This is a genomic window from Pseudomonas sp. FW305-25, from assembly GCF_017351415.1.
GTDB classification, from domain to species: domain Bacteria; phylum Pseudomonadota; class Gammaproteobacteria; order Pseudomonadales; family Pseudomonadaceae; genus Aquipseudomonas; species Aquipseudomonas chlororaphis.
Genome location: NZ_JACNDE010000005.1, coordinates 26,052 through 50,842 on the forward strand (window position 1 = coordinate 26,052; position 24,791 = coordinate 50,842).

Below are 24,791 nucleotides of genomic sequence, written 5' to 3' on the forward strand. Positions count from 1 at the left end.
GGAGGGAGAATGCTCATTCAAACAATCCTGTTTTTCGCCAATCCGGCTAGCAGAACGACCCTGCGGCGCGCCATCGCGACCGCTGCATTGCTGGTGGCCTCATCTGTTGTGCCCCTGCAGGCGGCGTCGCTGTCATTGGAGGTCGAACTGGCCGACAGCTCCATTGCCTACCTCGATGAGTCGACCCAGGCGCGATTGTGGCCGCAAGTATGGACGGGGGCCGAGCTCGTTGCCTATTACTTCCCCTCTATCGGTAGCAAGGGCAAGACGCAGAAGACGCGGCCCAGCTTGCAGCTGTTCACCTGCATGGTCGGTACCGTCTGTGTCCCGGCGCCTCGTTTCGAGATGGAAAGCTTGCCGGTGCGGCGCCAAGTGACGGTTCGCGCACAGGTGTTGCAGGGCAGTGCGGGGCAGCCGCTGAAGCTGCGCTTCGAGTTGCCCGAAACACCTGCCGAGCATTACAGCTTCAGCCATGCCCAATTGCGCGCACCGGCGGAGGCGCTGTGGCGCGAGCCCTTGTTTACAAGCTGGGCCCGCGATTTGTCGTGGGAGGCACGGCGGGGGTTCTCCAAGCGACGCAAGCAACCCCTGAGCATTGCGCTGGTCTTCCCGAAGCAGGATGTACCCGGTTATCAGATGGTGGATCTCGCCGTCAGAACGCCAGGGGGAGATAGCCACCCTGGCGATCCTATGGCGGTGACGACCCTGCGTGCCAACCTGAAGGCGCCGGACGGCAGCGTGCGACAGCTGGCATGGCCGGGGCACTTGAGCCTGGACCTGCAGGAGCGGCTTGAGGCATCGCCGGACTGGGCCAGGACCGGCCGCGTGCCGGCTGCCGTCAAGCTCAATCAGTTTCCCAGGCGACTCTATTCGTATAGTGCCAAGGAACGCATCAGCACCGTCGTGATGCCGGATAGCACACCGCGCTGGTACGGCTTGAAGCACTACAACGCGCCCAAGGGCGTGTGGTTGCATCTGACCCAAAGCGGTCCCCTCGCGCAGGTGGAGCTGCTGGCCGAAGCGGGCGCCGAGCGGACGATCGAGGGGCACGTAGCGGTCAAGCGCGAAACCTGGCTGTTCTTCGCAGGCAAGCTGATGCGCTACCGCGGGCAATTGCATTACGGCAACGGTGCCGAGCACTTGCCCGACACCGAGTGGCGGATGGATTGGAGCAATGGCGAGCGATTGGAGGCGAGCGCCGCGAATGTGTCGTCCAATTCACTGAGTAAACAGCTGCCGGATTGCCGCTGGAATGGCTGCCGGAAAAACCTGGCCGAAGCTCAGGCCCAGTTGGCGGCGAGCGATGCGCAGCTGCAATCGGAAGGAGAACGCTACCTGCGGCTTGCGGGTTATCGCGATTGAAGCGGCGGATCATGGGTGCGGTCGCTCTTTAGGCCTTACACAGTGAATGGGGTGATGACGACCCCCTCGGGGACTTGTGGCTTTCTTGATTGACGTCAACCGCGCCAGCGGGGCGGGGCGGTAGTCTCGCGGCAACGTGCGAGGCCGGGGCGATTTCGCCTGGTCCGAGCCCATCGCATCCTTAGTCGAAACCACAAGGCTTCTTGTTCATGAACGACGCGGTACTGACCCACCTCGATTCCCTCGGCCGTGCGCGCATGGTCGATGTCACCGATAAACCTGTGAGCTTTCGCGAGGCGGTGGCCGAGGCCTGGGTGCATATGCGCGCCGAGACCGCGCGGTTGATCGTCGGCGGCGGGCATCCCAAGGGCGATGTGTTCGCGGTGGCGCGCATCGCCGGCATCCAGGCGGCCAAGCGCACCAGCGAGCTGATCCCGCTCTGTCATCCGTTGCTGCTGAGCAGCGTGGTGGTCGAGTTGAGCCTCGAGGATGAGCATCGCGTGCGCATCGTTTCGCGCTGCAAGCTGGCCGGGCAGACCGGGGTCGAGATGGAGGCGCTGACCGCCGCCAGCGTCGCCGCCCTGACGCTGTACGACATGTGCAAGGCGGTGGACCGCGGCATGCATATCGAATCGATCCGGCTGCTGCGCAAGTCCGGGGGCAAGAGCGGCGATTACCAGGCGCCGTCGGCATGAGGCTGCAGGTGCAGTATTTCTCTCGCTACCGGGAAACCCTGGGCTGCGCGAGCGAGGTGGTCGAAGGCGATTTTGCCTGCCTCGAGCAGTTGCGCCGGCACCTGGCGAGCCGCTGCGGCATCTGGCGGGTGCTGGACGAACCGAGCCTGATGTGTGCCCGCAACCAGGACCTGTGCGGGCTCGACGAGGCGCTGGACGACGGCGACGAGGTGGCGTTTTTCCCGACGGTGACCGGAGGCTGAAGCGATGATCTATCCGCTGCTGCTCACCTTGCACCTGTTCGCCGCGCTGGTCTTCATCGGCACGGTGTTTTTCGAAGTGCTGTTCCTGGAACACATCCGCCAGCAACTGCCCGCCAAGCTCATGGTGCTGCTCGAACAGGGTATCGCCGGCCGTGCCCGCCAGCTGATGCCCTGGGTGCTGCTGGTGCTGTTCGGTGCCGGGCTGGGCATGGTCTGGGCGCGTTACCTGCCGGTGCTGGCAGCGCCCTTGGCGTCGTCGTTCGGCACCTTGCTGCTGCTCAAGATTGTGCTGGCCGCCAGCGTGCTCGGGCATTTCCTGGTGGCCATGCTGCTGTTCCGGAGCGGGCGCATGAATGCCCGCTATTCGCGCTTTATCCATCACAGCCTGTTCGGCCATATGCTGCTGATCGTGCTGCTGGCCAAGGGCATGTTCTACCTGAACTGGTAGGTCGGCGCCGACCCCACGCTTGATGCAAGTCAAGGAGCCCCGGGCGTTAACGCCGGACACTGGCCCTCCACCGCCAGCCATGGAGCCCAGTCATGCCCGATCTACTCCCGCACCGCAGCGAGCCGGTCGTTCGACGCGATCAAGGCGTGCTCGACCCCAACTGCCATGTCGACACCCGCCGCTTTCACGGCGGCATCGGCTCCCTGGACCTGCTGCGGGCATTGCGCAACAGCCGGCAGAAGCGCCGGCCGCTGTCCTTGAACGTGCAGTTCCCGCCGCGCCTGGCGGGCACGCCGGTGGACGCTGGCGCAAGCTACCTGCGACGGCTGGAGCGCGAGATCGACCTGGTGGGCTGCCACCTGGTGCCGGAGCAGCGCATCGAGCAATTCCACCTGGGCGGCGGCACCCCGGAGGCGGCGCAGCTGCAACGCTTGATGCAGCACCTGCGCCAGCGCTTTCACTTCCTCGAACACGATTGCGGCGACTACAGCATCGACGTCGACCTGCACCACACCGACTGGGCGACCATGGGCCTGCTGCGCGACCAGGGGTTCAATCAGGTCAATATCGGGGTGCCGGATATCGGCAGCGACAGTCAATTGTCGGTGGCCTGCTACCAGAACCCGGCGCCCATCCATTCGCTGATCGATGCGGCGCGGACCTTTGGCTATCGCTCGGTGAATGTCGACCTGGGGTATGGCCATGCCTGGCAGACCCCTTCGAGCTTCGCCTCGAAGCTGGGCACCCTGATCGAGCTGGAGCCCGATCGCCTGCAGGTGTTCGACTATGCCCAGCCACCGTTGCGCTACCGGCGCCAGAGCCAGGAGCGCCCCGCGGCGGCCTGCAGCCAGGAGGCCAAGGAGACGATGCGGCGCATCTGCTTCGAGCGCCTGCTGGCGGCGGGTTACCAGTACATCGGCCTGGGCCAGTTCGTGCGCCCCGACGACGACCTGATGATGGCCCAGGAACGCGGCCGGCTGCGCCGCAACTGCCAGGGGTTTACTTGCCACGGCTATTGCGACCATGTGGGCTTCGGCCTGGGCGCCATCAGCCAGTTCGACGAGCTGTATACGCAGAACAGCGAGCGGCTCGACGACTATCTGCAACAGCTGGACCTGGGCCAGCTGGCGACCCGTCGCGGCTGGCGCTGCGAGGCCGGCGACCAGGTCCGGCAGCTGGTCATGGAGCGCCTGGCGTGCGACCTGGAGCTGGACATCCTGGCCATCGAAAGCCGCTACGGGCTGATCTTCCGCCAGTATTTCGCGTCCGCCTGGCTGCGCCTGCAACAGCTGAGCTGGAACGGCCTGGTGGAGCTTTCGGAGCGCTTTATCAGCATCCTGCCCGCCGGCCGGCTGGAGGTGGACAGCATCTGCCAGCTGTTCCAGGAGGACCTGGACAGCCCGGGGCAAGCCTCTGGTTGCGAGTGCGTCGAGCCCGATTGCGAGCGTTGATTGCAGGCAGTGATTTCGAGGCCTGAGCGCAGCCCGGCGCGGCACGCTTGACGGCGATCAAGTTTGCCCGCCGGTTCGCTTGCCGCTCCCTTGCGTGGCGCCTTAGCGTGGTCCCCGAACCCCGCTGTGAATCAGGTAGCCCATGGATCTCGGAACGGCTTGCGAACCCTTCTATCAACCCTTGAACAATGAACAGGCGCTGTTCGAACAGGCCTGGCGGCACGGCATGCCGGTGCTGATCAAAGGCCCCACGGGCTGCGGCAAGACCCGCTTTGTCCAGCACATGGCACACCGCCTGAACCTGCCGCTGCACACCGTGGCCTGCCACGACGACCTCAGCGCCGCCGACCTGATCGGCCGCCATCTGATCGGCGCCCAGGGCACCTGGTGGCAGGACGGGCCGCTGACCCGGGCGGTGCGCGAAGGCGGCATCTGTTACCTCGACGAAGTGGTCGAGGCGCGCCAGGACACGGTGGTGGTCCTGCACCCCCTGGCCGACGACCGCCGCGAGCTGTTCCTGGAACGCACCGGCGAAGTGCTGCGGGCGCCGCCGTCCTTCATGCTGGTGGTGTCCTACAACCCCGGTTACCAGAACCTGCTCAAGGGCATGAAACCCAGCACCCGCCAGCGCTTCGTGGCGATGCGCTTCGACTATCCGCCGCCGGCCGAGGAGGAGCGCATCGTCCAGCGCGAGGCGCAAGTGGATGCTGCGCTGACGCGGCAGATCGTCGGGCTGGGGCAGGCCCTGCGTCGCCTGGAGCAGCATGATCTGGAGGAGGTGGCATCCACCCGGCTGCTGGTCTTCACCGCGCGCATGATCGGCGCCGGCATGCCGCCGCGCGAAGCCTGCCTGGCGTGCCTGGCCGAACCCTTGAGCGACGACCCGGTGACGGTGGCGGCGCTGATGGACGTGGTCGATGTGCACTTCGGCTGACTCCGCCGCGGCAGCCACCGAGACCTCGCGGCGCCACCTGCTGGGGGACCTGGCGATGTGGTTGTTCATCCTCGCCGAGCTGTCGGTGTTTGCCATCCTGATCCTCGCGTTCGCGGTGACCCAGCGGCTCAAGCCGCAGCTGTTCGCCGAAAGCCGCCAACTGCTCGACAGCTCCAGCGGCCTGGCCATGACCCTGAGCCTGCTCAGCGCCGGGCTGCTGGCGGCGCTGGCCCAGGAACGGGTGCGTCGGGCGCGGCCACGCCAGGGCGCGGCGCTGCTGCTGGCGGCCTTGCTGGTGGCCACGGTCTACCTGCTGCTCAAGCTCGGCGAGTTCCGGCACCTGCTGGGCCTGGGCTTGGGGCTGGAGCACAACACCTTCTTTACCCTGTACTGGATCCTCAGCGGTTTTCATTTCCTCCATGTGCTGCCGGGCATGCTGATTTTCGCCTGGCTGGCGCAGCGCTGCCTGCGTGGTCGGTATGGCGCCGACAACTGCTCGGGTTTCGAATCCGGGGTGCTCTACTGGCACATGGTCGATCTGGTCTGGGTGCTGCTGTTTCCGCTGGTCTACGTTCTGGATTGACGAGGTGCGCATGTCCGCTGGCAGGTTCCTGTTGAGCTGTTGGGTCGCACTGGCCGGCCTCAGCGTCGGCACGGTGTGGCTGGGCAGTTGGCTGGGGCCGGGCGCGCCGCGCGGGTTGGCGCTGCTGATCCTGCTGCTGGCGGTGGCCAAGGCCTGGCTGATCGTCGACGGCTTCATGGAGCTGCGCCACGGGCCGCGCCTGTGGCGCTGGCTGCTGCTCGGCTGGCCGCTGGCGCTGGCCTTGCTGCTGGGGTTGATCCTCAGTCTGTAAAGGCAATACCCGAGTAAAACCATCGGCGTTTCTTGATTGCCATCAAGCAGGTTTACGCCCCGCGCTTCCTATCATGGCCGGGCCAAGCCAAGAGGAAGCGAGCATGTCGCAGAACTTCACCAAAGGCATGGCCAGGAACATCTATTTCGGGGGAAGCGTGTTCTTCTTCCTGATCTTCCTGGCCTTGACCTATCACACGGAGCAGACCTTTCCCGTACGCAGCAACGACGCGCTGTTGAGCGCGGCGGTGGTGCGCGGCAAGACGGTCTGGGAACAGAACAACTGCATCGGCTGCCACACGCTGCTGGGCGAGGGCGCCTACTTCGCGCCGGAGCTGGGCAACGTGTTCCAGCGTCGCGGCGGCGAGGAGGGCTTCAAGCCCTTCCTGCAAGCCTGGATGAAGATGCAACCCCTGGGCGTACCCGGACGCCGGGCCATGCCGCAATTCAACCTGAGCCCGCAGGAGGTCGACGACATCGCCGAATTCCTCAAGTGGAGTTCGAAGATCAATACCAATGGCTGGCCGCCAAACAAGGAGGGCTGAACGATGCGTCTTGCCAATCCACACCTGAAATTCGCCTCGCAGGCCGTGGCCAAACCCTACTTCGTGTTTGCCCTGATGCTGTTCCTCGGCCAGGTGCTGTTCGGTTTGATCATGGGCCTGCAATACGTGATCGGCGATTTCCTGTTCCCGATCATTCCCTTCAACGTGGCGCGCATGGTCCACACTAACCTGCTGATCGTCTGGCTGCTGTTCGGCTTCATGGGCGCGGCCTACTACCTGATCCCGGAAGAGGCCGACCGCGAACTGCACAGCCCGAAACTGGCGCTGCTGCTGTTCTGGGTGTTCGCCGCCGCCGGCGTGCTGACCATCCTCGGCTACCTGCTGGTGCCCTACGCGGGCCTGGCCCGGCTGACCCACAACGAGCTGCTGCCGACCATGGGCCGCGAGTTCCTCGAGCAGCCGACCATCACCAAGATGGGCATAGTGCTGGTGTGCCTGGGCTTTCTCTACAACATCGGCATGACCCTGCTCAAGGGCCGCAAGACCACGGTCAGCATGGTGATGATGACCGGGCTGATCGGCCTTGCGGTGTTCTTCCTGTTCTCCTTCTACAACCCGGCCAACCTGGCCCGCGACAAGTTCTACTGGTGGTGGGTGGTGCACCTGTGGGTGGAGGGCGTGTGGGAGCTGATCATGGGCGCGATGCTGGCCTTCGTGCTGATCAAGGTCACCGGCGTGGACCGCGAAGTGGTGGAGAAATGGCTCTACGTGATCATCGCCATGGCGCTGATCAGCGGGATCATCGGCACCGGCCACCACTTCTTCTGGATCGGCGCGCCCGAGGTCTGGCTGTGGGTCGGCTCGATCTTCTCGGCCCTGGAGCCGCTGCCGTTCCTGGCCATGGTGATCTTCGCCTTCAGCCTGGTGAAGAACCGCCGCCGCCAGCACCCCAACCGCGCCGCCACGCTGTGGGCCAAGGGCACCACGGTGACCGCGTTCTTCGGTGCCGGGGTCTGGGGTTTCTTGCATACCCTGGCGCCGGTCAACTACTACACCCACGGCACGCAACTGACCGCGGCCCACGGCCACCTGGCGTTCTACGGCGCCTACGCGATGATTGTCATGACCCTGATCAGCTACGCCATGCCGCGCCTGCGCGGGCTCGGCGAAGCGGCGGACGAGCGCTCGCAGACCCTGGAAGTCTGGGGCTTCTGGCTGATGACCCTGTCGATGGTGATGATCACCCTGTTGCTCACCGCCGCCGGCGTGGTCCAGGTGCTGCTGCAACGCTGGGCCGAGGACGGCACGGCGATGCCGTTCATGGCCACGGTGGAGCATCTCAATGGGCTGTTCTGGGCACGCCTGATCAGCGGGCTGGGGTTCTTCGCCGGGCTGCTGTGCTACCTGCTGAGCTTCCGCCAGCGCGGCCGCGCCGCCTTGCGCGCACCGGCCCCGGTGGTGTCTTCATGAACGACCACTAGCCTGTAGCCGCTGCCGAGCGCAGCGAGGCTGCGATCGGTCTGGGCGGCATTCCGACGCAGCGGCCGCAAGCCGGGCCATGCGGTCTTTCAGGCAAACCGCGCGCGCAGGTTTTGCGAGGACTACGTCCTCGAACGCAGCCTCGCAGGCTCGGCAGCGGCTACAGGACAACGTACGACGACGGTCTATGTAGCCGCTGTCGAGCGCAGCGAGGCTGCGATCGGTTTGGGCGGCATTCCGACGCAGCGGCCGCAAGCCGGGCCATGCGGTCTTTCCGGCAAACCGCGTGCGCAGGTTTTGCGAGGACTACGTCCTCGAACGCAGCCTCGCAGGCACGGCAGCGGCTACAGCGCACCGTTTTCCTGCATTCGAAAAAGGAGGCTCCATGGCCTTTACCCTGGAACTGGAAGAGTGGGTTGGCAGTGTCTGGCATCGTTTCATCACCCGGCGCGCCAGCGTGGATTTTCCCGAGGCGCGAATCGAGCTGGCGCCGCGCCAACGTGCCCTGGCCCTGCTGTTGCGGGCCATGGGCGGCGCCGGTCGCGGCGTCGAGGCGGCCAGCGAGCGCGACCTGCTGTTGCGCCGCAGCCTGTTGCAGCAGATCGCGGGCACCTGCCGGCAAACGCCCCTGGCCTGGTGCGACGCCGACAACCTGCGCCTGCCGGCCAGCCTCGCGGTGTTCCCCGAGGCGGCGTTGAACGAGGAACTGTACCGCTGGCTGGCCCTGCTGGCGGCGCAGTCCGGGCCAATGCGCCACTGGGGTCGGGACAATCAGCGCTGGACCCGGCGCCTGTTGCAACGCTACCCGGCGTTGCGTGAGCGCTACCGGCGGCTGGTGGAGGCGTACCTGCAACTGCGCCCCGATCCAACCTCGCTGAGCCGCCCCGAGGCCGCGCTGGAACGCGCCCTGTGCCAGGCCCTGCGCGAGCCCGGCAGTGTCGCCGAGTTTCCCCGCAGTGAGCGCGCGGCCTGGCCCGTGCCGCTGTGGCTGTACCCGCCGCTGCACCTGGCCAGCCCGCTGGCCGCCGATCTGGAGGACTCGGCGGAGGACCTGGCCACCGCTGCCGGCGAGCAGGCGGGCGGGCGCAAGCGCGCCAGCCGGGTCGAGGACCACAGCCGCGACGGCGGCCTGCTGATCGTGCGCCTGGAGAACCTGTTCAGCTGGACCGAGCATGTGGACCTCGACCGCTGGGCCGACGACAGCCAAGACCCGGACGCCGCCCGGGTCGCCGCCGACCTGGACGAATTGACCCTGTCGCGCACCCGCCTGCGCAAGGGCGGCGGTCTCAAGTTGCACCTCGACCTGCCGCCGGCCGACGTCGACGACATTCCCCTGGGCGAGGGCATCCACCTGCCGGAATGGGACTACCGCAAGGGCCGCCTGCAAGAGCACTTCGTCAACCTGCAGATGCTGGTGCCGCGCGATTGCCAGGCGCAGCCGCTGCCGTCACGCCTGAAACCGTCGGCGCAGTTGTTGCGGCGGCAGTTCCAGCAGTTGCGCAACGAGCGCCAATGGTTGCGCCAGCAGCCCCAGGGCTCGGAACTGGACCTGCAGGCCTGGCTGGATTTTCACGTCGAGCGCGCCCATGGCGCCTGTGCCGAGCGCGGCCTGTTCATGGAACAGCGCCAGACCCGGCGCGACCTGGCGTGCCTGTTGCTGGCCGATGTCTCGATGTCCACCGACGCCCACCTCAACGACGAGCACCGGGTGATCGAGGTGATCCGCGACAGCCTGCTGCTGTTCGGCGAAACCCTGGCCGGCCTCGGTGACGACTTTGCCCTGTACGGGTTTTCCTCGCTGCGCCGCCAGCAGGTGCGCATGCAGGAACTCAAGGCCTTCGACCAGCGTTACGACGACCACACCCGCGGGCGCATCCTGGGGCTCAAGCCGGGTTTCTACACGCGCATGGGCGCGGCGATTCGCCAGGCCACGCGCCTGCTCGGCAGCTGCAAGCGCCAGCGCAAGCTGTTGCTGTTATTGACCGACGGCAAGCCCAACGACCTGGACCTCTACGAAGGCCGTTATGGCGTCGAGGACACCCGCGAGGCGGTACTGGAAGCGCGACGCCAGGGGCTGACGCCGTTCTGCATCACCATCGACCGCGAGGCCGCGGCTTACCTGCCGTACCTGTTCGGCGCCAATGGCTACACCCTGATCCGCCAGCCCGAGCAGCTGCCCCTGCGTCTGCCGCAGTTGTATCGGCAGCTGACCCAGCCCTGAGGCGCCCGCCGCCTGGGACACCTTCGCCGGCCAGGGCAGGCGAGGGGGGAAGGGTTCAGGGTTCCAGGCAAACCTGGTGTGCAGGCCTTGCGAGGACTGCGTCCTCGATCGCAGCCTCGCAGGCTCGACAGCGGCTACACGTAGAGACCAGAGCCATGCGCGGTCTTGTAGCCGCAGCCGAGCCTGCGAGGCTGCGATCGGTATGGGCGGCATTCCGACGTAGCGGCCGCAAAACGGGCAACGCGGTGTTCCAGGCAAAAGCGTCCGCTAGGAGCGCGGCAACCAGAAGAACATTGCCACGCAAAAGATCGTCAGGCCGATGCAGAACCCGGTAAAGCGCCGCAACCGCCGTTGTTCGGCGTGCGCCGCAGTAGCGGGAAGGGGCATGCCGCAATGGCGGCAGGAGGCTTGCCGAGGCGGGTTGGAGCCTTGGCAGTACAGGCAGACCGGCCCGGCGCTCATTCGAATTGCTCCAGCCGCGGACGGTCGAGAATGACGATCTGGCGGCCATCCTGGCTGATGATCTTTTCATCGATCAGGCGCCGGATGATCCGCGAGAAGGTCTCCGGCTGGATCGCCAGGTGGCCGGCGATCAGCTGCTTGGCCATCGGCAGCTCGAACCGGCGCTCCACCGGTTGCAGCTGCATCAGTTGCGTCAGCAGATAACGCACCACCCTGTGGGTGGCGTTCTTCAGCGACAGGGTTTCGATCTCGTTGACCCGCTGGTGCAGGCGCACGCAGAGCTTGCCGAGCAAGGCGAAGGTCAGGCGGCTGTTGCTTTGCAGCAGGCGCAGGTAGGTGTCGTTGGACAGGCGATAGAGCTGGGTCGGGCCGATGGCTTCGGCGCAGGCCACATAGTCCGGCGTGTCCATCAGCATCATCGCCTCGGCGAAGGTCTGGCGCGGGCCGATGACCTCGAACACTTTTTCCTGCCCATCCGGCGTCAGGCGGTAGACCTTCACCGCGCCGGCGATCACGAAATAGAAAGCTTCGGCCGGCTCGCCCTGGCGGAACAGCGGGTCGCCCTTGTCGAGGCTGAGCAACTGGCTGGCCGCCATCAGCTCGTCCAGCTGTTCCTCGTTCAAGGGCTCGAACAGGTGATGGCTGCGCAGGATCTGGTGATGCACGCGATGAAGCACCATGAATATTCATCCTTATGGCTGGGGGAAAGGTGCTGCCGTGGTTCAGACGAGGCCCAGGGCGACGCGGCTGGCGAGGGCCAGGATCGCGCCCAGGACGACAAACCACGTCAGTGGCTGGAGGGTCTTTTTCAGGGTGGCTGCGGCGGTATTCATGGTGGCTCCGGTCATTCGGCAGGGATGGGGGTGCCCTGCGTTCAGCAAGAGCCGGGCCAGGCGCCAGGCCTCCTGTATTGGGGGAGATTTCCAGCGGAGTGGTCAAAAAGACCTGGCGATTTCGGGTGTAAATGACTAGCGAATGGTCATTTTGACCCTCGCGCTGGAAGGCGAACCCCGGCACCGCGCCGGCCGCAACCCCGGCCCGCCGGCTTATGGCCGTTCCTGGTGGTGATCGGGCCTCGGGGCACGGCCCTTGCACTGCCAGACAGGACGGTGGGCACAACAGCCCGCCGCATCCCGGGCAAGCTTGATTTGCGACAACGGCAAGGGCGCGCCAATGGCCGATGATGGCCGGGGATTTCATTCGCCGCGTGTCGACCGTCGCCGGGTCGGCACGCTGGGTAAAGGAGTGGGCTTGATGCAAGTACTTGAGCGTCGTGCGGCGATGGCAATCGTGCCGCTGTTACGCCTGGCCTTCCGGCCGTTTTTCCTCGCCGGTTGTGTCCTGGCGCTGCTGGTGGTGCCGCTGTGGCTGGCGGCGCTGCAGGGCTCCCTGGGCGACTGGCAACCGGCGGGAGGCTGGCTGGGCTGGCACCGCCACGAACTGCTGTTCGGTTTCGGCCTGGCGATCATCGCCGGCTTCCTGCTGACCGCGGCGCAGACCTGGACCGGCCAGCCGGGCCTCTGCGGCAAGCCGCTGGCGGCCCTGGCCTTGCTCTGGCTGGCCGCGCGCCTGGCCTGGCTGGGCAGCGCGCCCTGGCTGCTGCTGGCGGTGCTGGAGCTGGGGTTTCCCCTGGCGCTGGCCGGGTTGATGGGCCGCATGTTGTGGAAGGTGCGCCAGCAGCGCAACTACCCGATTGTCCTGGTGCTGCTGTTGCTCGCCGCGGCGGACGGCCTGTCGGTGGCCGGCCTGCTGCAAGGCCATGAAGGCTGGCAGCGCCAGGGCGTGTTGAGCGGCCTGTGGCTGGTGGCGGCGATGATGAGCCTGATCGGCGGGCGGGTGATTCCGTTTTTCACCCAGCGCGGCCTGGGTCGGGTCGCGGCCGTGGCGCCCTGGCCATGGCTCGATTATCTGCTGCTGGCGGGTTCGGCCCTGGTGGCGCTGCTGTATGCCGCCGGGCCGGCGCTCATCGCCAATACCTGGGTTGGCGCGCTGTTCCTGCTGCTGGCGACCGCGCATCTGCTGCGGTTGTGGCGCTGGCAGGACCGCGGGCTGTGGCGCGTGCCGCTGCTGTGGTCGCTGCACCTGGCCTACGGCTGGCTGGCGCTGGCGTGCCTGGGCATGGCGCTGTGGCATTTCGGCGCGCCGCTGAACCCCAGCCTGGCCGTGCACGGCCTGACCATCGGCGCCATGGCCGGGTTGATCCTGGCGATGATCGCCCGGGTCAGCCTGGGCCATACCGGGCGGCCGCTGGAGCCGCCAGCGGGCATGACCCTGGCGTTCATCCTGCTCAACCTGGCCTGCCTCAGTCGGGTGCTGCTGGTGCTCTGGCTGCCGGTGGCGGCGTTGTGGCTGGCGGGCCTGTGCTGGGCCCTGGCCTTTGCCCTGTACGTCTGGCGCTACGGGCCGATGCTGCTGCGGGCGCGGGTCGACGGGCACCCGGGCTGAGCCCTGAATGCGGAGCAAGGAGAAGGGCAATGATTTATCCCTGGTTAGTGGTTATCCACCTGCTGGCGGCCATCGGTTTTATCGGCACGCTGTTCTTCGAGGTGTGCATCTGGCACACGGCGCGCCGGCAACTGGCGACGGACGCCCAGGTGGCGGCGGACCAGGCCATCGCGGTGCGTTCGCGCAAGGTCCTGCATGGCGTGGTGCTGCTGTTGTACGGCGCCGGTATCGGCCTGGCCTGGCAGCATCGCGGGGCCTTGAGCCAGCCCTTGAGCAGCAGTTTCGCCAGCCTGTTGAGCCTGAAGATCGTCCTGGCCCTGAGCATCATCGGCCATTACCTGCTGCTGGCGTACTGGTTGAAAAGGTCGCGGCTGAGCGCCGGCCGCGCCTGCTGGATCCGCCGCAGCGTGCTGGGGCACATGCTGCTGATCGTGGTCCTGGCCAAGGCGATGTTCTATTGGCATGGCTGAATGAACGTGCCAGCCACCGGGCTGGCACGCAGGGGCGGGGATCAAGCGTTCAGGGCGTTGGCGAACAGCACGTTGTTTTCCAGATGGATGTGCTGCATCAGGTCGTCGCGAAATTCGCTCAACCCGCGGTACAGCGCGCGCCAGGTGTTGCAGGCGTCGGCGGGCGGGGTGATGTGGTCGGTCAGCACCAGCAGTTTTTCCAGGGCCTCGCCATGTTGCTCGTGCTCCAGGCGCAGCACATGGATCGGCGGCGCCGCCCGGCGGCCCAGGCCCTGTTGCAGCATCGGGAACAGCACCTGTTCTTCCTTGAGCATGTGGCCTTCGAGTTCCTGCTGCATGTCCCGCAGGTGATCGGCCAGGCCGTTGGGGCAGGTGTCGCGGGCGCCATGCACTTGCTCCACGCGACAGGCCAGGCGGATCAGTTCCGGCAGCTGTTCGCGGTGGCGGGCGTGGTAGCGGGTGAGGATATGGGCGATCAGCGCCTCGCTCGGTTCATCGCGCCAGTCGTGCCGCCGGGCGTCGCTGTCTTGCAGCAGGTGCAGGGCCTCGGCGATCTGCACGGGGTCGAGGCCTTTGCCGAGGGCGGCGTCGCGCAGGGTTTTCTGCCCGCCGCAGCAGAAGTCCAGGTTGAACTCATGAAACACCCGGCTGGCGCCGGGGATGTCGCAGGCCAGTTGGCCGAGGCTTTGTTCCAGGAGGTTGGGCTGCGAAGCGTCTTGTCGGGCAAGACCGGGTCGTTCCAGCAGTGTCGGGTTCATCAGGTTTTCCTTGTTGTGGCAACGGTTCCCCTGGGCCGTTGCATCCGCCATGCCAGCTGTAACTTATTGAAAGTAATGGACTGATTTTTTGTCGTGGTGCGGATGACCCTGAAATCTCGGGGTCGGAACCACCAGAAAGGGTGATGACTACCATGTTGCGTGAAAGTCTGGCGGCCGACCTGATTGTCGAGTTGCCCAATGCCGTGCGGTTGCAGCGTCTGGTGCAGACCCTGCGTGAGTACTTCAAGGCCGGGGCCGTGGGCCTGCTGCGCCTGGACGACGACAGCCTGCGGCCGCTGGCCACCGTCGGCCTGGTGCATGAAGCCCTCGGGCGGCGCTTCGTGATCGCCCAGCACCCGCGCCTGGCGGCGATCATGGCGTCCCGCGAGCCCACCTGGTTCGAGCCCGACAGCCGCCTGCCGGACCCTTATGACGGGCTGCTCGACCACCCGGACAGCGGGCCGCTGGCGGTGCACGACTGCATGGGCGTGAGCCTGTATGTGGAAGGGCGGGTCTGGGGCGCCATCACCCTCGACGCGCTGCGGCCCGGGACCTTCGACCGCCGGGCGCGGGATGAGCTCAAGCGCTGCAGCCTGCAGATCGAGGCGGCGCTGCGGGTCACCCGCCTGGAACAGGAAAACCGCAGCCTGCGCCTGTCGCGCAGCGAGCCGCAGGATGCCCGCGGGCCAGTGGAGGAGGGCGAGATCCTCGGCCAGAGCGAAGTCCTGCACCAGTTGCTCAACGAGCTGGACGTGCTCGCCGATTCCGAGCTGCCGGTGTTGCTGCTGGGCGAGACCGGGGTCGGCAAGGAGCTGTTCGCCCGGCGCCTGCATCGCCTGTCCCGGCGCGCCCACAAGCCGCTGGTGCAGGTCAACTGCGCGGCGCTGCCGGAATCCCTGGCCGAGAGCGAGCTGTTCGGTCACGTCAAGGGCGCTTTCTCCGGCGCCACCAGCGACCGCGCCGGGCGCTTCGACGCGGCCAACGGCGGCACGCTGTTTCTCGACGAGGTCGGCGAGCTGCCGCTGAGCGTGCAGGCCAAATTGCTGCGCACCCTGCAGAATGGCGAGATCCAGCGCCTGGGGGCGGACAAGCCGCTGCATGTGGATGTGCGCATCATCGCCGCGACCAACCGCCACCTGCCGGACAGCATTCGCGACGGGCTGTTTCGCGCCGACCTGTACCACCGGCTTTCGGTGTACCCGGTGCCGATCCCGCCGCTGCGCGAACGCGGCTCCGACGTGTTGCTGCTGGCCGGGCATTTCCTCGAGTTGAACCGCAGCCGTCTCGGCCTGCGCGGCCTGCGCCTGTCGCCGGCGGCCGAACGGGCGCTGCTGGCGTACCCCTGGCCGGGCAATGTGCGCGAGCTGGAACACGTGATCAGCCGCGCCGCGCTCAAACAGCTCAGCCGTGGCGGCAGTCGCAACCTGATTTTGACCCTGGAGCCGGAAGTCCTCGATCTCGACAGCACGCTGAAGGGCGCGGAGCCGCTCGAACAGTCGCCGCCGGCGGCCGACGACGGGCCCTTCCAGCCCCTGAGCGAAGCCGTCGACGAGTACCAGCGGCAGAAGATCCACCAGGCCCTGAGCCGCTGCCGCAACAACTGGGCCCGCGCCGCCCGGCTGCTGGAGGTCGACCCGAGCAACCTGCACAAACTGGCCCGGCGCCTGCGGCTCAAATAGCAGGCCGACGCTCGACGGCTGGTCATGAACGGCTGCTCCTACAGAAGCAACTGCTGGCGCGCCCACCTCGATCGCAGCCTCGCAGCCTCGGCAGCGGCTACGGAACATGGGTGTCTTGGAGGGGGCGGCGCAGTTGCTACAGAAGATAGGGATCGGCAACTGACGTTGATGGCGATCAAGGTCATGCGGGGCGGCTCCTCGCAGACTGCGGCAAACCCCAACGGAGATCACCCTCATGCCGCTTTCCCTGGCCCAGATGCGCCGTAACTATTGCCGCGATGGCCTGGCCGACGAGGCCGCGCCGGACGATCCGCTGCCGCTGTTCCGCCAGTGGCTGCAACAGGCCCGCGACACCGAGCAGGCGCCGGTGGAGGCCAACAGCATGTGCCTGGCCACGGTCGACGAACAGGGCCAGCCCCATTGTCGGGTGCTGTTGCTCAAGGGCCTGAGCGATGAGGGTTTCACCTTCTTCGGCCACTACCAGAGCGCCAAGGGCCTGGAGCTGGCGGCCAATCCCCGGGCCGCCATGACCTTCTTCTGGCCGGCTCTGGAGCGCCAGGTGCGCATCGAAGGATGGGTATCGCGGTTAGCGCCGCGGCTGTCGGATGTGTATTTCGATTCGCGCTCCCTGGCCAGTCGCCTCGGTGCCTGGGCCTCGCCGCAAAGCCAGCCCTTGGCCAACCGGCTGCAACTGGAATCCCTGCTGGCCAGCACCACCAGCCGTTTCGACGGCCAGCCGCTGCCGCGCCCGGAACACTGGGGCGGCTACTGCCTGCGCCCGCAGCGCATGGAGTTCTGGCAAGGGCGCAGCGACCGTCTGCATGACCGCCTCGACTACCGCCTGCACCAGGGCGTGTGGCGCCACGGCCGGCTGGCGCCCTGAGGGTCGTCGTCCCGTCGAGGTACCTCCTTGGAGGAATAGGTTCGTCGGCGGATTCGGTTCAGGCTGGGGCCAATCTCAATTCACGGGAAGGCTTGGATATGGCCCATCTGGCGCAACGCACGTTTCAACCCCTGAACATCGCCGTGCTGACCATCAGCGATACGCGCACCCTGGAAACCGACACCTCGGGCCAGACCCTCTGCGACCTGTTGCAGAGCGCCGGCCATGTGCTGGTCGATCGTGGCCTGGTGCCGGACGACATCTACCAGATCCGCGCCAGCGTCTCGTGCTGGATCGCCGACCCCCTGGTGCAGGTGGTGCTGATGACCGGCGGCACCGGCTTCACCGCGCGGGACAACACGCCCCAGGCGGTGCTGCCGCTGCTGGACAAGCATGTGGAAGGTTTCGGCGAGCTGTTCCGCCAGGTGTCGGTGGAAGAAATCGGCATGTCCAGCCTGCAGTCGCGGGCCCTGGCCGGCGTCAGCAACGGCGTGCTGGTGGTGTGCGTGCCGGGCTCGCCGGGGGCTTGCCGCACCGCCTGGAACATGATCCTGCGCCCACAGCTGGACAGCCGCACCGGCCCGTGCAATTTCGCCCCCCATCTCAAGCCGCAGACCCATAAGGGGCCGCCACAGAACATCGAGGCCTGTGGGGCGCGGTCGTGACCGGCTGTGGCTGCGACAGCGGTCAACTGATCCCGGTGGACCAGGCCATCGCCCATCTGCTGGACCAGGCGCCGCCACCGCCTACGGTGCAAAGCATTGCCCTGGAGCAGGCCCTGGGCCGGGTGCTGGCGGCCGACATACATGCACCGCTGGACCTGCCCGGCTGGGACAACAGCGCCATGGACGGCTACGCCTTGCGCGCCGCCGACCTGCCGCCCGCCGGTGGCCGCCTGACCCTGGGGGGACGGATTGCTGCTGGGCAAGCGGGTGAGACTCCCTTGGCGGCGGGGCAGGCGGTGCGCATCTTCACCGGTGCGCCCTTGCCGCCGGGGGCCGATACGGTGGTGCCCCAGGAGAACTGCCAGGTCGAGGACGGGCAAGTCTGGTTGCCGCCGGCGACTGCCGGCGCTCACGTGCGCCAGCAGGGCGAGGAGGTGCGGCGCGGCGATCTGTTGCTCAAGGCCGGCAAACGCCTGCGCGCCCAGGAGCTGGGCCTGCTGGCGGCGGCCGGGATCGCCCGGGTCGAGGTCTATCGGCCGTTGCGCGTGTGCCTGCTGAGCAGTGGCGACGAGCTGCGCGAACCCGGCCAGCCCCTGGCGCCGGGGCAGATCTACAACAGCAATCGCTATTGCCTGTCGGCGTTGCTGCGCGGCTGGGGCGTGGAGGTGCACGACTACGGGGTGATGGCCGACGAACTGGCGGCCAGCCGCCACGCCTTGAGCCTGGCCTCGTCGGAGTGCGACCTGCTGCTGACCTCGGGCGGGGTGTCGGTCGGCGAGGAAGACCACCTCAAGCAGGCGATCGAGGAGCTGGGCCATGTGGATTTCTGGCGTCTGGCGATCCAGCCGGGCAAGCCCCTGGCCTTTGGCGCAGTGGCCGGCAAGCCGTGGCTCGGCCTGCCGGGCAACCCCTCGGCGGCGCTGGTGACCGCGCTGGTGGTGGTGCGCCCATTCCTGCTGCGGGCCCAGGGCGTGACGGATGTGCTGCTGCGGCCCATGGCGTTGCCGGCGGGCTTCGAGTGGTTGCAGCGCAACCGCCGGCGCCAGTACCTGCGGGCCCGCCTGGTGCCCGGTGACGATGCCCAGGTTCGTGTGCAACCGCACCCGCAGCAAAGCTCGGCGATGCTCGCCGCCGCCTGCTGGGCCGAGGGCCTGGCGCTGGTGGAAGGCGAGCGCTTGGTACGTCCGGGCGACCCGGTGCCGTTCCTGTCGTTCGCCGAACTGATGCAGTGACGGCAATTGATTGCGGTCAAGGCCGTGGCTGTCGGTCTGGCTAGACTGGCAGCGCATTTCCGATCGCTGCGCACGCGTCGCTCCGGCGCGTTCTTTGATGAGGAACCCCCCATGCAACTGGTTTGCCCCGCAGGCAACCTGCCTGCGCTCAAAGCGGCGGTGCGCCAAGGCGCCGATGCCGTCTACGTCGGCTTTCGCGACGACACCAACGCCCGGCATTTCGCCGGCCTGAACATGGACGACAAGCAGTTCGACGCGGCGGTCGCGCACATTCGCCAGCACCAACGCAAACTCTATGTGGCGGTCAACACCTACCCCCAGCCCCAGGGCTGGGCGCGCTGGCAACGGGCGGTGGACCGCGCCGCCGAGCATGGGGTCGACGCGCTGATCGCCGCCGATCCGGGCGTCCTGGCCTATGCCAGCCAGCGCCATCCGCAATTGAACCTGCACCTCTCGGTACAGGGCTCGGCGACCAATGCCAGCGCCCTGGCGTTCTACGCCCAGCACTACAACATCCGCCGCGCCGTCCTGCCGCGGGTGCTGTCCCTGGCCCAGGTGCGCCAGGTGGCGGCCAGCAGCACGGTGCCGATCGAAGTATTCGCCTTTGGCAGCCTGTGCATCATGGCCGAAGGGCGTTGCCACCTGTCTTCCTACATCACCGGCGAGTCGCCGAACCTGTGCGGCGTCTGCTCGCCGGCCAAGGCGGTGCGCTGGAGCGAGGACGCCGAGGGCTTGAGCGCGCGCCTCAGCGAAGTGCTGATCGACCGCTATCAAGCCGACGAGCCAGCCGGCTACCCGACCCTGTGCAAGGGGCGCTTCCTGGTCGAAGGCAAACGCTTCCATGCCCTGGAGGAACCCACCAGCCTCGACACCCTGGACCTGCTGCCGGAGCTGGCGGCGATCGGCGTCGAGGCGGTGAAGATCGAAGGCCGCCAGCGCAGCCCGGCCTATGTCGAGCAGGTCACCCGGGTCTGGCGCGCGGCGCTGGATGCCCATCGCGCCGCGCCCGCCAGTTTCACGGTCAAGGACCAGTGGCGCCAGGTACTGGCCGGCCTGTCCGAGGGCAGCCAGACCACCCTGGGTGCCTACCATCGATCATGGCAATGAGGAATTCGCGATGAAGCTCAGCCTGGGCCCCGTCCTGTTCTACTGGGACAAGGAGCAATTGGGGCGTTTTTATGCCGAGATGTCGGCCTTGCCCCTGGATGTGATTTACCTGGGGGAAACCGTGTGTTCGAAACGCCGGGCGCTGTCCCTGGACCAGTGGCTGGGCCTGGGGCGCGAATTGCAGGGCTGCACGTCGGCGCAGATCGTGCTCTCCAGCCTGACCCTGATCGAAGCCGCCTCGGAGTTGTCGAGCCTGCGGCGCCTGTGCGACAACGGCGAGCTGCTGGTGGAGGCCAACGACATGGGCGCGGTGCAGTTCCTCGCCGAGCGCAAATTGCCCTTCGTCGGTGGCCCGGCGCTGAACCTGTACAACGGCCACGCCCTGGCCCAGTTGCAGGGGTGCGGGATGATCCGCTGGGTGCCGCCGGTGGAGTGTTCGGCGGCGCTGATCCGCGCGGTGCTGGAGCAGGTGCGCGAGCTGGGCCAGGCGCTGCCCGAGGTCGAAGTCTTCGCCTATGGGCATCTGCCGTTGGCCTATTCCGCGCGCTGCTTCACCGCCCGGGCCCAGGACCGGCCCAAGGACGACTGCCAGTTCTGCTGCATCCAGTACCCCGACGGCCTGGCGCTGAGCAGCCAGGAAGGCCAGGCGCTGTTCACCCTCAATGGCATCCAGACCCTGTCCGCCGAGGTCACCAATCTGCTGGCGGACTATGCCGGGCTGGTGGCCTGCGGCGCCGACCTGCTGCGCCTGAGCCCGCGGGCCCAGGGCATGGGCGAGGTGATCGAGGCCTATCAGCGGGTGCGCCAGGGTGCGACGCCACCGCTGTTCGTCGAGGGCTGCAACGGTTATTGGCATGGCCAGGCCGGGATGTTGCGCGTCGAGGAGGTGGGCCTGTGCTGAGTGGCAAATCCAAACGCAAGGACTGGCTGCTGCGCAGCGCCGACCGGCTGCTGCCGCTGCTGCGGCGGGTGCCGTTCGGCGTGCAGCGCCTGGCCTTGCAGCAGGGGCTCAACCGCTGTTTGGCCGAGCCGCTGCGCGCCGGCGAATTCGACCTGCTGCGCCGGCGATGGCTGTGCCTGCGGATTCCCGACCTGGGCCTGGCCTGGTACCTGACCCGCGACCGCGACGGCCTGCGCATTGCCGAACGCGCCCGGGCCGACGTGACCATCAGCGGCAACTGGCGCGAGTTCCTGCTGCTGGCCAGCCGTCAGGAAGACCCGGACACCTTGTTCTTCCGCCGGCGCCTGGTGATCGAGGGCGATACCGAGCTGGGCCTGACCTTGAAAAACCTGATCGACAGCCTCGACCCGGACGTATTGCCGGTCTGGCTGTGGCGCAATCTGGAACGGGCGGGCAAGGGGCTGGCCGCAGGCTGAAGGCGTCGGCTTGTCAGTGCCAGGATGCACCGCCGGCAGGTCAGCTTCTGTAGGAGCCAGCTTGCTGGCGATTCTGGCGCCGCAGTATGCCTGGGACGCCGCCATCGCGAGCAAGCTCGCTCCTACAGGGAATAGGGGCGGGCCTGCTGCCGCTCAGCCCTGGTAGGCGGCCAGTTCCTCGGCGCCGGGGATCTGGATAGTGCGCCGCTCCATGGCGATCAGGCCGCTTTCTACCAGCCGATGGAGGATGCGCGAGAAGGTCTCCGGCTGGATCCCCAGCTTGGAGGCCACCAGGCGCTTGGACACTTGCAGCACCACCTCGCCGCTGTGCGGGTCGCGCTCCTGCAACAGGAAATTCACCACCCGCCGGCTGGCGCTGCCCAGGGTCAGGGTGTCGATGTCCTTGAGGCGCTGGTGCAGGTGCCGCTCATGCTCGCCAGGATCGCCAGGCACACCTGCGGCTGGTCCTCCAGGGCGTGGCGGTAATGGTTGCCATCGATGCTGACCAGCACGCTGTCTTTCAGCGCAGTGGCGTTGACCGGGTAGAAGCGCGCCTGGCTGAACAGCAGGGCCTCGGCGAAGGTTTGCCCGGGCTGGATGATTTCCACCAGGTTCTCCTGGCCTTCGCCGCTGATGCGGTACAGCTTGACCTGGCCGCTGATCAGCAGGAAAAAGCGCTTGGCCGGATCGCCCTGGTGCATCAGGGTGTTGTGGCTGGGCAGGCGCCTGAGCATGGCCCGGGCACAGACCTCCTCGAAGACCTTGTCCGGCAACTGGCTGAACAGATGATGGCGACGCAACAACAGCACGATGGAAGGGTGGGTCAGCATGGGTACCTCCGCTGCCGGCCATGGTAGAGCGCGCGGCTGCCAGGGCCTATGCCTCCGCCGGCGTACCTCCAAAGGGGCAGGGGGTAAATGGGCAGGAGGGGCTGAACGCGGCTCAGCCGGCGTTGCGCAGGTGTTCCATGGCCCACACGGCGGCCTCGACCCGCGAGCGCAGGCCGAGCTTGTGCAGCAGGTTCTTCACATGGACCTTGACCGTGCCTTCGGTGATGCCCAGCTTGTGGCCGATGACCTTGTTGCTGTAGCCGCTGGCGATGGTGCGCAGCACCTGGCGCTCGCGCTCGGTCAGCTCGACCTCCGGCTGGCGCGGCGGCGAACGCAGGGCCTGGGCCATGACCCGGGTCAGCCCCGGGCTGATCACCAGGGCGCCGCTCAGGGCATCGCGCAGGTACTGGATCAGCAACTCGGGCTCCATGTCCTTGAGCAGGTAGCCGTCGGCGTCCAGGCGCAGGGCGTCGCGAATGTCGTCCTCGGCGTCGGACACGGTGAACAGCAGCACCTTGCCGCGGTAGTCCATGGCCCGCAGGCGGCGCAGGGTCTCGATGCCGTTGAGTTGCGGCATGTTGTTGTCGAGCAGCACCAGGTCGGGCTGCAAGGGTTCGATCAGGCCCAGGGCTTCTTCGCCGTGGCTGGCTTCGCCGACGATCTGCAGGTCGTCTTCCAGTTCGAGCATCTGGCGGATGCCGCGACGCATCATCGGATGGTCGTCGACCAGCAGGATCCGGTAGGAGGGGGATGGGTTCATGCGGCGCTACCTTGTGTGGGGACGGCGAGGAACTCCGGACGGAATTCCATCTGCACCAGGGTGCCCTGGGGCGTCCTGGAAGAAATCTGCAACTGGCCATGCAGGCTGCGGGCCCGCTCATCCATGATGTTCAGGCCGTGGTGTTCGCGCTGGTTGCCACTGTTGTCGTGGTCGCCGCTGAAGCCGCGGCCATCGTCCTCGATCGACAGGCGCAGGGTTTCGCCATGCTGGCGCAGCTGCAGCCAGACATTCTCCGCGTGGGCGTGGCGCAGGCAGTTGGAGAGCGCCTCGCGGGTGATCTGCAGCAGGTGGATCTGCTCGCTGGCCGACAGCTCGAAAGCCAGACTGTCGAGTTGCACATGCACCTGGAAATCGCCGCGGCGCGAGAACTCCTCGGTGGTCGCCTCAAGCTCGCGCACCAGCCCGGCGTCGTGGATCTGCAAACGAAAGGTGGTCAACAGTTCGCGCAGCTGGCGGTAGGCATTGTTCACCCCCTCGCGCAGTTCGGCGGTGACGTTCTCCAGAGTGCTCAGCGGTTCGCCACGGCGCATCAGGGTCTGCATGCGGCTGACCTGCAGCTTCATGTAGGACAGGGCCTGGGCCAGGGAGTCGTGCAGCTCGCGGGCGATGATCGCGCGCTCTTCGAACAGCAGCAGGCGATGGTCCTGTTCGCGCTGGCGCTTGAGCGACAGCGAGGTGCCGATCAGGTTGGCCAGGGCCTGGATCAGTTCGGTTTCCCAGGCTTGCGGGGCATGGCCGTCGACGAAGTGCGCCTTGAGCTCGCCCAGTTCGCTGCCCTGGTTGCTGATGCTGAAACGCTGCCGGGCGATCGGCTGGTGCCGCTGGCAGCTGGCGCAATCGCTGACCGCGCAGACCTCCCGGCTGTCGGCGCCATGCAGGGCGATCAACTGCTGCGCCGGGGCCTGCAACTGGCCTTGCAGGCACAGCGACAGGCGCAACCCCGGCAGGCGCTGCTGGAAGCGCCGGATCAGTTCGTCCAGGCCTTCGGCGTTGGCCAGCCGTGTGGCCAGGCTGCGGCTGCTCTGGTACAGCAGCTCGAGGGCGGCGTTGGCCTGTTGCAGGTTGTGGGTCTTTTGCCACACCAGGGTTTCCAGGGTGCGGTGGGACTGCTCGATGGTCTCGGCCATGGCGTTGAAGCTGGTGGCCAACTGGCCCAGCTCGTCCCGGGACTGGTGGTTGACCCGCACCTGGAAATCGCCACGGCGAAAGCGCTGGGTGGCTTCCACCAGTTCCTGCAAGGGCGTGACCACGCCGTATTGCAGTTCGTACAGGCCCAGCAGCAGGACGAACAGGGTGGTGAACAGCGCCGCGCCCTGGATCAACTGTTGCCAGGTCTGCTTATGTTCGCTCTGGCGTTGCAGCAGGCTGACGAACTGGTTCAGCTGCTCGACGAAGGGCAGGGCCAGGGCCTGGAACGCGGCGGCATCGCGTTGTTCCAGGGCCGGCTGCAACTCAGCGTTCCAGCGTTGCTGGATCTGCCGGTAGCTGTCCACCAGCTCGGGGTCGGCGCCGTCTTCCAGCACCGCCCTGAGCGACTGGCTGTCGAGGCGCTGTTGCAGGCTCTGGCGGATCTGCCCGATCTCTTCGGCGCTGGCGCCCGCGGCCAGCTTCCAGCTCAGGTGGTAGGTCTCCATGCGCACCGAGCCCGCGGTATTGATGGCCGCCGCGTCGCCCTGGCTGAACCAGGCGATCAGCCCGGCGCTCAGGGAACTGGCCAGCGCCAGCACGGCGATCAGGATCACCGCCAGGCCGGCGCGGGCGGGCAGGGAACTGCGCAGCCAGCGGATCAAGGGCGCGGGCCGGATGTGAATGGGGGAAGGGCGGGCATAGCAGGCTCCAGGGACGACTGGCGATGGTTTTGCAGCCGGTCCCTGGCGCTCTACCTCTAAAGAGTTGTTGTTCATCGGATCC

The 24,791-nt window shown here is 67.0% G+C and carries 25 protein-coding genes and 1 pseudogene; 20 read left to right on the forward strand and 6 right to left on the reverse strand.

Features of this window, described 5'->3' with window-relative positions; translation table 11 throughout:
- The first annotated feature begins 9 nt into the window (after positions 1-9).
- The 11 genes from J4E58_RS06760 (at position 10) to J4E58_RS06810 (ending at position 10,191) form a co-directional block, all read left to right on the forward strand.
- A complete protein-coding gene (locus J4E58_RS06760; RefSeq protein ID WP_087092123.1) occupies positions 10-1,362 on the forward strand; it encodes a hypothetical protein in 1,353 nt (450 codons plus the stop codon).
- Positions 1,363-1,571: 209 nt separating this feature from the next.
- Positions 1,572-2,057, forward strand: a complete 486-nt coding sequence (gene moaC / locus J4E58_RS06765) for a cyclic pyranopterin monophosphate synthase MoaC (protein WP_007929119.1) — start codon at positions 1,572-1,574, stop codon at positions 2,055-2,057.
- Positions 2,054-2,299 (forward strand): MoaD/ThiS family protein, encoded by a 246-nt coding sequence (locus J4E58_RS06770; protein ID WP_087092122.1) that lies wholly within the window; start codon positions 2,054-2,056, stop codon positions 2,297-2,299. Before moaC ends, J4E58_RS06770 begins: the two co-directional genes overlap by 4 nt.
- Before the next feature lie 4 nt (positions 2,300-2,303).
- Positions 2,304-2,747: a CopD family copper resistance protein gene (locus tag J4E58_RS06775; RefSeq protein ID WP_087092121.1), complete on the forward strand. Its 444-nt coding sequence runs from the start codon at positions 2,304-2,306 to the stop codon at positions 2,745-2,747.
- Between the two features lie 92 nt (positions 2,748-2,839).
- Complete coding sequence (locus tag J4E58_RS06780; protein WP_087092120.1) at positions 2,840-4,198, forward strand: hypothetical protein; 1,359 nt, start codon at positions 2,840-2,842, stop codon at positions 4,196-4,198.
- A 142-nt stretch (positions 4,199-4,340) separates the two neighbouring features.
- Positions 4,341-5,132, forward strand: coding sequence for a CbbQ/NirQ/NorQ/GpvN family protein (locus tag J4E58_RS06785; protein ID WP_087092119.1), 792 nt, complete (start codon positions 4,341-4,343; stop codon positions 5,130-5,132).
- On the forward strand, positions 5,116-5,715 hold the full coding sequence (locus tag J4E58_RS06790) for a cytochrome c oxidase subunit 3 (RefSeq protein ID WP_087092118.1): 600 nt from the start codon (positions 5,116-5,118) through the stop codon (positions 5,713-5,715). Before J4E58_RS06785 ends, J4E58_RS06790 begins: the two co-directional genes overlap by 17 nt.
- A gap of 10 nt (positions 5,716-5,725) precedes the next feature.
- Positions 5,726-5,986, forward strand: coding sequence for a cytochrome C oxidase subunit IV family protein (locus tag J4E58_RS06795; RefSeq protein ID WP_087092117.1), 261 nt, complete (start codon positions 5,726-5,728; stop codon positions 5,984-5,986).
- Between the two features lie 103 nt (positions 5,987-6,089).
- Positions 6,090-6,530: a cytochrome c gene (locus tag J4E58_RS06800; protein WP_007929128.1), complete on the forward strand. Its 441-nt coding sequence runs from the start codon at positions 6,090-6,092 to the stop codon at positions 6,528-6,530.
- A gap of 3 nt (positions 6,531-6,533) precedes the next feature.
- Complete coding sequence (locus tag J4E58_RS06805; RefSeq protein ID WP_087092116.1) at positions 6,534-7,961, forward strand: cbb3-type cytochrome c oxidase subunit I; 1,428 nt, start codon at positions 6,534-6,536, stop codon at positions 7,959-7,961.
- 394 nt (positions 7,962-8,355) lie between these two features.
- Positions 8,356-10,191 (forward strand): nitric oxide reductase activation protein NorD, encoded by a 1,836-nt coding sequence (locus J4E58_RS06810; protein ID WP_087092115.1) that lies wholly within the window; start codon positions 8,356-8,358, stop codon positions 10,189-10,191.
- Positions 10,192-10,458: 267 nt separating this feature from the next.
- On the opposite strand, the gene J4E58_RS31915 is transcribed toward J4E58_RS06810, so the two are convergent.
- The gene (locus J4E58_RS31915) at positions 10,459-10,653 is read right to left on the reverse strand and encodes a hypothetical protein (protein ID WP_009049465.1); all 195 of its coding nucleotides are present in this window, start codon (positions 10,651-10,653) and stop codon (positions 10,459-10,461) included.
- Positions 10,650-11,333, reverse strand: a complete 684-nt coding sequence (locus tag J4E58_RS06815) for a Crp/Fnr family transcriptional regulator (protein WP_087092114.1) — start codon at positions 11,331-11,333, stop codon at positions 10,650-10,652. The genes J4E58_RS31915 and J4E58_RS06815 overlap by 4 nt, the downstream gene beginning before the upstream one ends.
- Positions 11,334-11,907: 574 nt before the next feature.
- Here J4E58_RS06815 and J4E58_RS06820 point away from each other — a divergent pair.
- Positions 11,908-13,098, forward strand: a complete 1,191-nt coding sequence (locus tag J4E58_RS06820) for an NnrS family protein (RefSeq protein ID WP_087092113.1) — start codon at positions 11,908-11,910, stop codon at positions 13,096-13,098.
- Positions 13,099-13,127: 29 nt separating this feature from the next.
- Complete coding sequence (locus J4E58_RS06825) at positions 13,128-13,568, forward strand: hypothetical protein (protein ID WP_087092112.1); 441 nt, start codon at positions 13,128-13,130, stop codon at positions 13,566-13,568.
- A 41-nt stretch (positions 13,569-13,609) separates the two neighbouring features.
- Here J4E58_RS06825 and ytfE read toward each other — a convergent pair whose 3' ends face one another.
- Positions 13,610-14,326 carry an iron-sulfur cluster repair protein YtfE gene (gene ytfE / locus J4E58_RS06830; protein WP_087092111.1) on the reverse strand — a complete coding sequence of 239 codons (717 nt, stop codon included), beginning with the start codon at positions 14,324-14,326 and terminating at the stop codon, positions 13,610-13,612.
- A 152-nt stretch (positions 14,327-14,478) separates the two neighbouring features.
- Here ytfE and norR point away from each other — a divergent pair, with 152 nt between their 5' ends.
- The 7 genes from norR (at position 14,479) to J4E58_RS06865 (ending at position 21,269) form a co-directional block, all read left to right on the forward strand.
- Positions 14,479-16,005 (forward strand): nitric oxide reductase transcriptional regulator NorR, encoded by a 1,527-nt coding sequence (gene norR, locus J4E58_RS06835; protein WP_053261607.1) that lies wholly within the window; start codon positions 14,479-14,481, stop codon positions 16,003-16,005.
- A gap of 235 nt (positions 16,006-16,240) precedes the next feature.
- Positions 16,241-16,888, forward strand: coding sequence for a pyridoxamine 5'-phosphate oxidase (gene pdxH, locus J4E58_RS06840; RefSeq protein WP_007927482.1), 648 nt, complete (start codon positions 16,241-16,243; stop codon positions 16,886-16,888).
- A 98-nt stretch (positions 16,889-16,986) separates the two neighbouring features.
- On the forward strand, positions 16,987-17,553 hold the full coding sequence (moaB, locus tag J4E58_RS06845; RefSeq protein ID WP_087092110.1) for a molybdenum cofactor biosynthesis protein B: 567 nt from the start codon (positions 16,987-16,989) through the stop codon (positions 17,551-17,553).
- Positions 17,550-18,785, forward strand: a complete 1,236-nt coding sequence (gene glp, locus J4E58_RS06850; RefSeq protein WP_087092109.1) for a gephyrin-like molybdotransferase Glp — start codon at positions 17,550-17,552, stop codon at positions 18,783-18,785. The genes moaB and glp overlap by 4 nt, the downstream gene beginning before the upstream one ends.
- A gap of 111 nt (positions 18,786-18,896) precedes the next feature.
- Positions 18,897-19,892: a peptidase U32 family protein gene (locus J4E58_RS06855; protein ID WP_053261556.1), complete on the forward strand. Its 996-nt coding sequence runs from the start codon at positions 18,897-18,899 to the stop codon at positions 19,890-19,892.
- Between the two features lie 10 nt (positions 19,893-19,902).
- Positions 19,903-20,793 carry a U32 family peptidase gene (locus tag J4E58_RS06860; RefSeq protein ID WP_053261555.1) on the forward strand — a complete coding sequence of 297 codons (891 nt, stop codon included), beginning with the start codon at positions 19,903-19,905 and terminating at the stop codon, positions 20,791-20,793.
- Positions 20,787-21,269, forward strand: a complete 483-nt coding sequence (locus J4E58_RS06865) for an SCP2 domain-containing protein (RefSeq protein WP_087092108.1) — start codon at positions 20,787-20,789, stop codon at positions 21,267-21,269. The genes J4E58_RS06860 and J4E58_RS06865 overlap by 7 nt, the downstream gene beginning before the upstream one ends.
- Before the next feature lie 153 nt (positions 21,270-21,422).
- On the opposite strand, the pseudogene J4E58_RS06870 reads toward J4E58_RS06865, so the two are convergent.
- The 3 genes and pseudogenes from J4E58_RS06870 to J4E58_RS06880 form a co-directional block, all read right to left on the reverse strand.
- Positions 21,423-22,099 (reverse strand): annotated as a pseudogene (locus J4E58_RS06870) (Crp/Fnr family transcriptional regulator).
- 112 nt (positions 22,100-22,211) lie between these two features.
- Positions 22,212-22,859: a two-component system response regulator NarL gene (gene narL / locus J4E58_RS06875; protein ID WP_087092107.1), complete on the reverse strand. Its 648-nt coding sequence runs from the start codon at positions 22,857-22,859 to the stop codon at positions 22,212-22,214.
- The gene (locus J4E58_RS06880; protein WP_087092106.1) at positions 22,856-24,670 is read right to left on the reverse strand and encodes a HAMP domain-containing protein; all 1,815 of its coding nucleotides are present in this window, start codon (positions 24,668-24,670) and stop codon (positions 22,856-22,858) included. Before J4E58_RS06880 ends, narL begins: the two co-directional genes overlap by 4 nt.
- Positions 24,671-24,791 lie beyond the last annotated feature (121 nt).

Excerpts from the sequence above, each read along its gene's own strand:
- J4E58_RS06760 (WP_087092123.1), top strand. The coding sequence starts at position 10 with ATGCTCATTCAAACAATCCTGTTTTTCGCCAATCCGGCTAGCAGAACG.
- moaC (WP_007929119.1), top strand. The coding sequence starts at position 1,572 with ATGAACGACGCGGTACTGACCCACCTCGATTCCCTCGGCCGTGCGCGC.
- J4E58_RS06770 (WP_087092122.1), top strand. The coding sequence starts at position 2,054 with ATGAGGCTGCAGGTGCAGTATTTCTCTCGCTACCGGGAAACCCTGGGC.
- J4E58_RS06775 (WP_087092121.1), top strand. The coding sequence starts at position 2,304 with ATGATCTATCCGCTGCTGCTCACCTTGCACCTGTTCGCCGCGCTGGTC.
- J4E58_RS06780 (WP_087092120.1), top strand. The coding sequence starts at position 2,840 with ATGCCCGATCTACTCCCGCACCGCAGCGAGCCGGTCGTTCGACGCGAT.
- J4E58_RS06785 (WP_087092119.1), top strand. The coding sequence starts at position 4,341 with ATGGATCTCGGAACGGCTTGCGAACCCTTCTATCAACCCTTGAACAAT.
- J4E58_RS06790 (WP_087092118.1), top strand. The coding sequence starts at position 5,116 with ATGTGCACTTCGGCTGACTCCGCCGCGGCAGCCACCGAGACCTCGCGG.
- J4E58_RS06795 (WP_087092117.1), top strand. The coding sequence starts at position 5,726 with ATGTCCGCTGGCAGGTTCCTGTTGAGCTGTTGGGTCGCACTGGCCGGC.
- J4E58_RS06800 (WP_007929128.1), top strand. The coding sequence starts at position 6,090 with ATGTCGCAGAACTTCACCAAAGGCATGGCCAGGAACATCTATTTCGGG.
- J4E58_RS06805 (WP_087092116.1), top strand. The coding sequence starts at position 6,534 with ATGCGTCTTGCCAATCCACACCTGAAATTCGCCTCGCAGGCCGTGGCC.
- J4E58_RS06810 (WP_087092115.1), top strand. The coding sequence starts at position 8,356 with ATGGCCTTTACCCTGGAACTGGAAGAGTGGGTTGGCAGTGTCTGGCAT.
- J4E58_RS31915 (WP_009049465.1), bottom strand. The coding sequence starts at position 10,653 with ATGAGCGCCGGGCCGGTCTGCCTGTACTGCCAAGGCTCCAACCCGCCT.
- J4E58_RS06815 (WP_087092114.1), bottom strand. The coding sequence starts at position 11,333 with ATGGTGCTTCATCGCGTGCATCACCAGATCCTGCGCAGCCATCACCTG.
- J4E58_RS06820 (WP_087092113.1), top strand. The coding sequence starts at position 11,908 with ATGCAAGTACTTGAGCGTCGTGCGGCGATGGCAATCGTGCCGCTGTTA.
- J4E58_RS06825 (WP_087092112.1), top strand. The coding sequence starts at position 13,128 with ATGATTTATCCCTGGTTAGTGGTTATCCACCTGCTGGCGGCCATCGGT.
- ytfE (WP_087092111.1), bottom strand. The coding sequence starts at position 14,326 with ATGAACCCGACACTGCTGGAACGACCCGGTCTTGCCCGACAAGACGCT.
- norR (WP_053261607.1), top strand. The coding sequence starts at position 14,479 with ATGTTGCGTGAAAGTCTGGCGGCCGACCTGATTGTCGAGTTGCCCAAT.
- pdxH (WP_007927482.1), top strand. The coding sequence starts at position 16,241 with ATGCCGCTTTCCCTGGCCCAGATGCGCCGTAACTATTGCCGCGATGGC.
- moaB (WP_087092110.1), top strand. The coding sequence starts at position 16,987 with ATGGCCCATCTGGCGCAACGCACGTTTCAACCCCTGAACATCGCCGTG.
- J4E58_RS06855 (WP_053261556.1), top strand. The coding sequence starts at position 18,897 with ATGCAACTGGTTTGCCCCGCAGGCAACCTGCCTGCGCTCAAAGCGGCG.
- J4E58_RS06860 (WP_053261555.1), top strand. The coding sequence starts at position 19,903 with ATGAAGCTCAGCCTGGGCCCCGTCCTGTTCTACTGGGACAAGGAGCAA.
- narL (WP_087092107.1), bottom strand. The coding sequence starts at position 22,859 with ATGAACCCATCCCCCTCCTACCGGATCCTGCTGGTCGACGACCATCCG.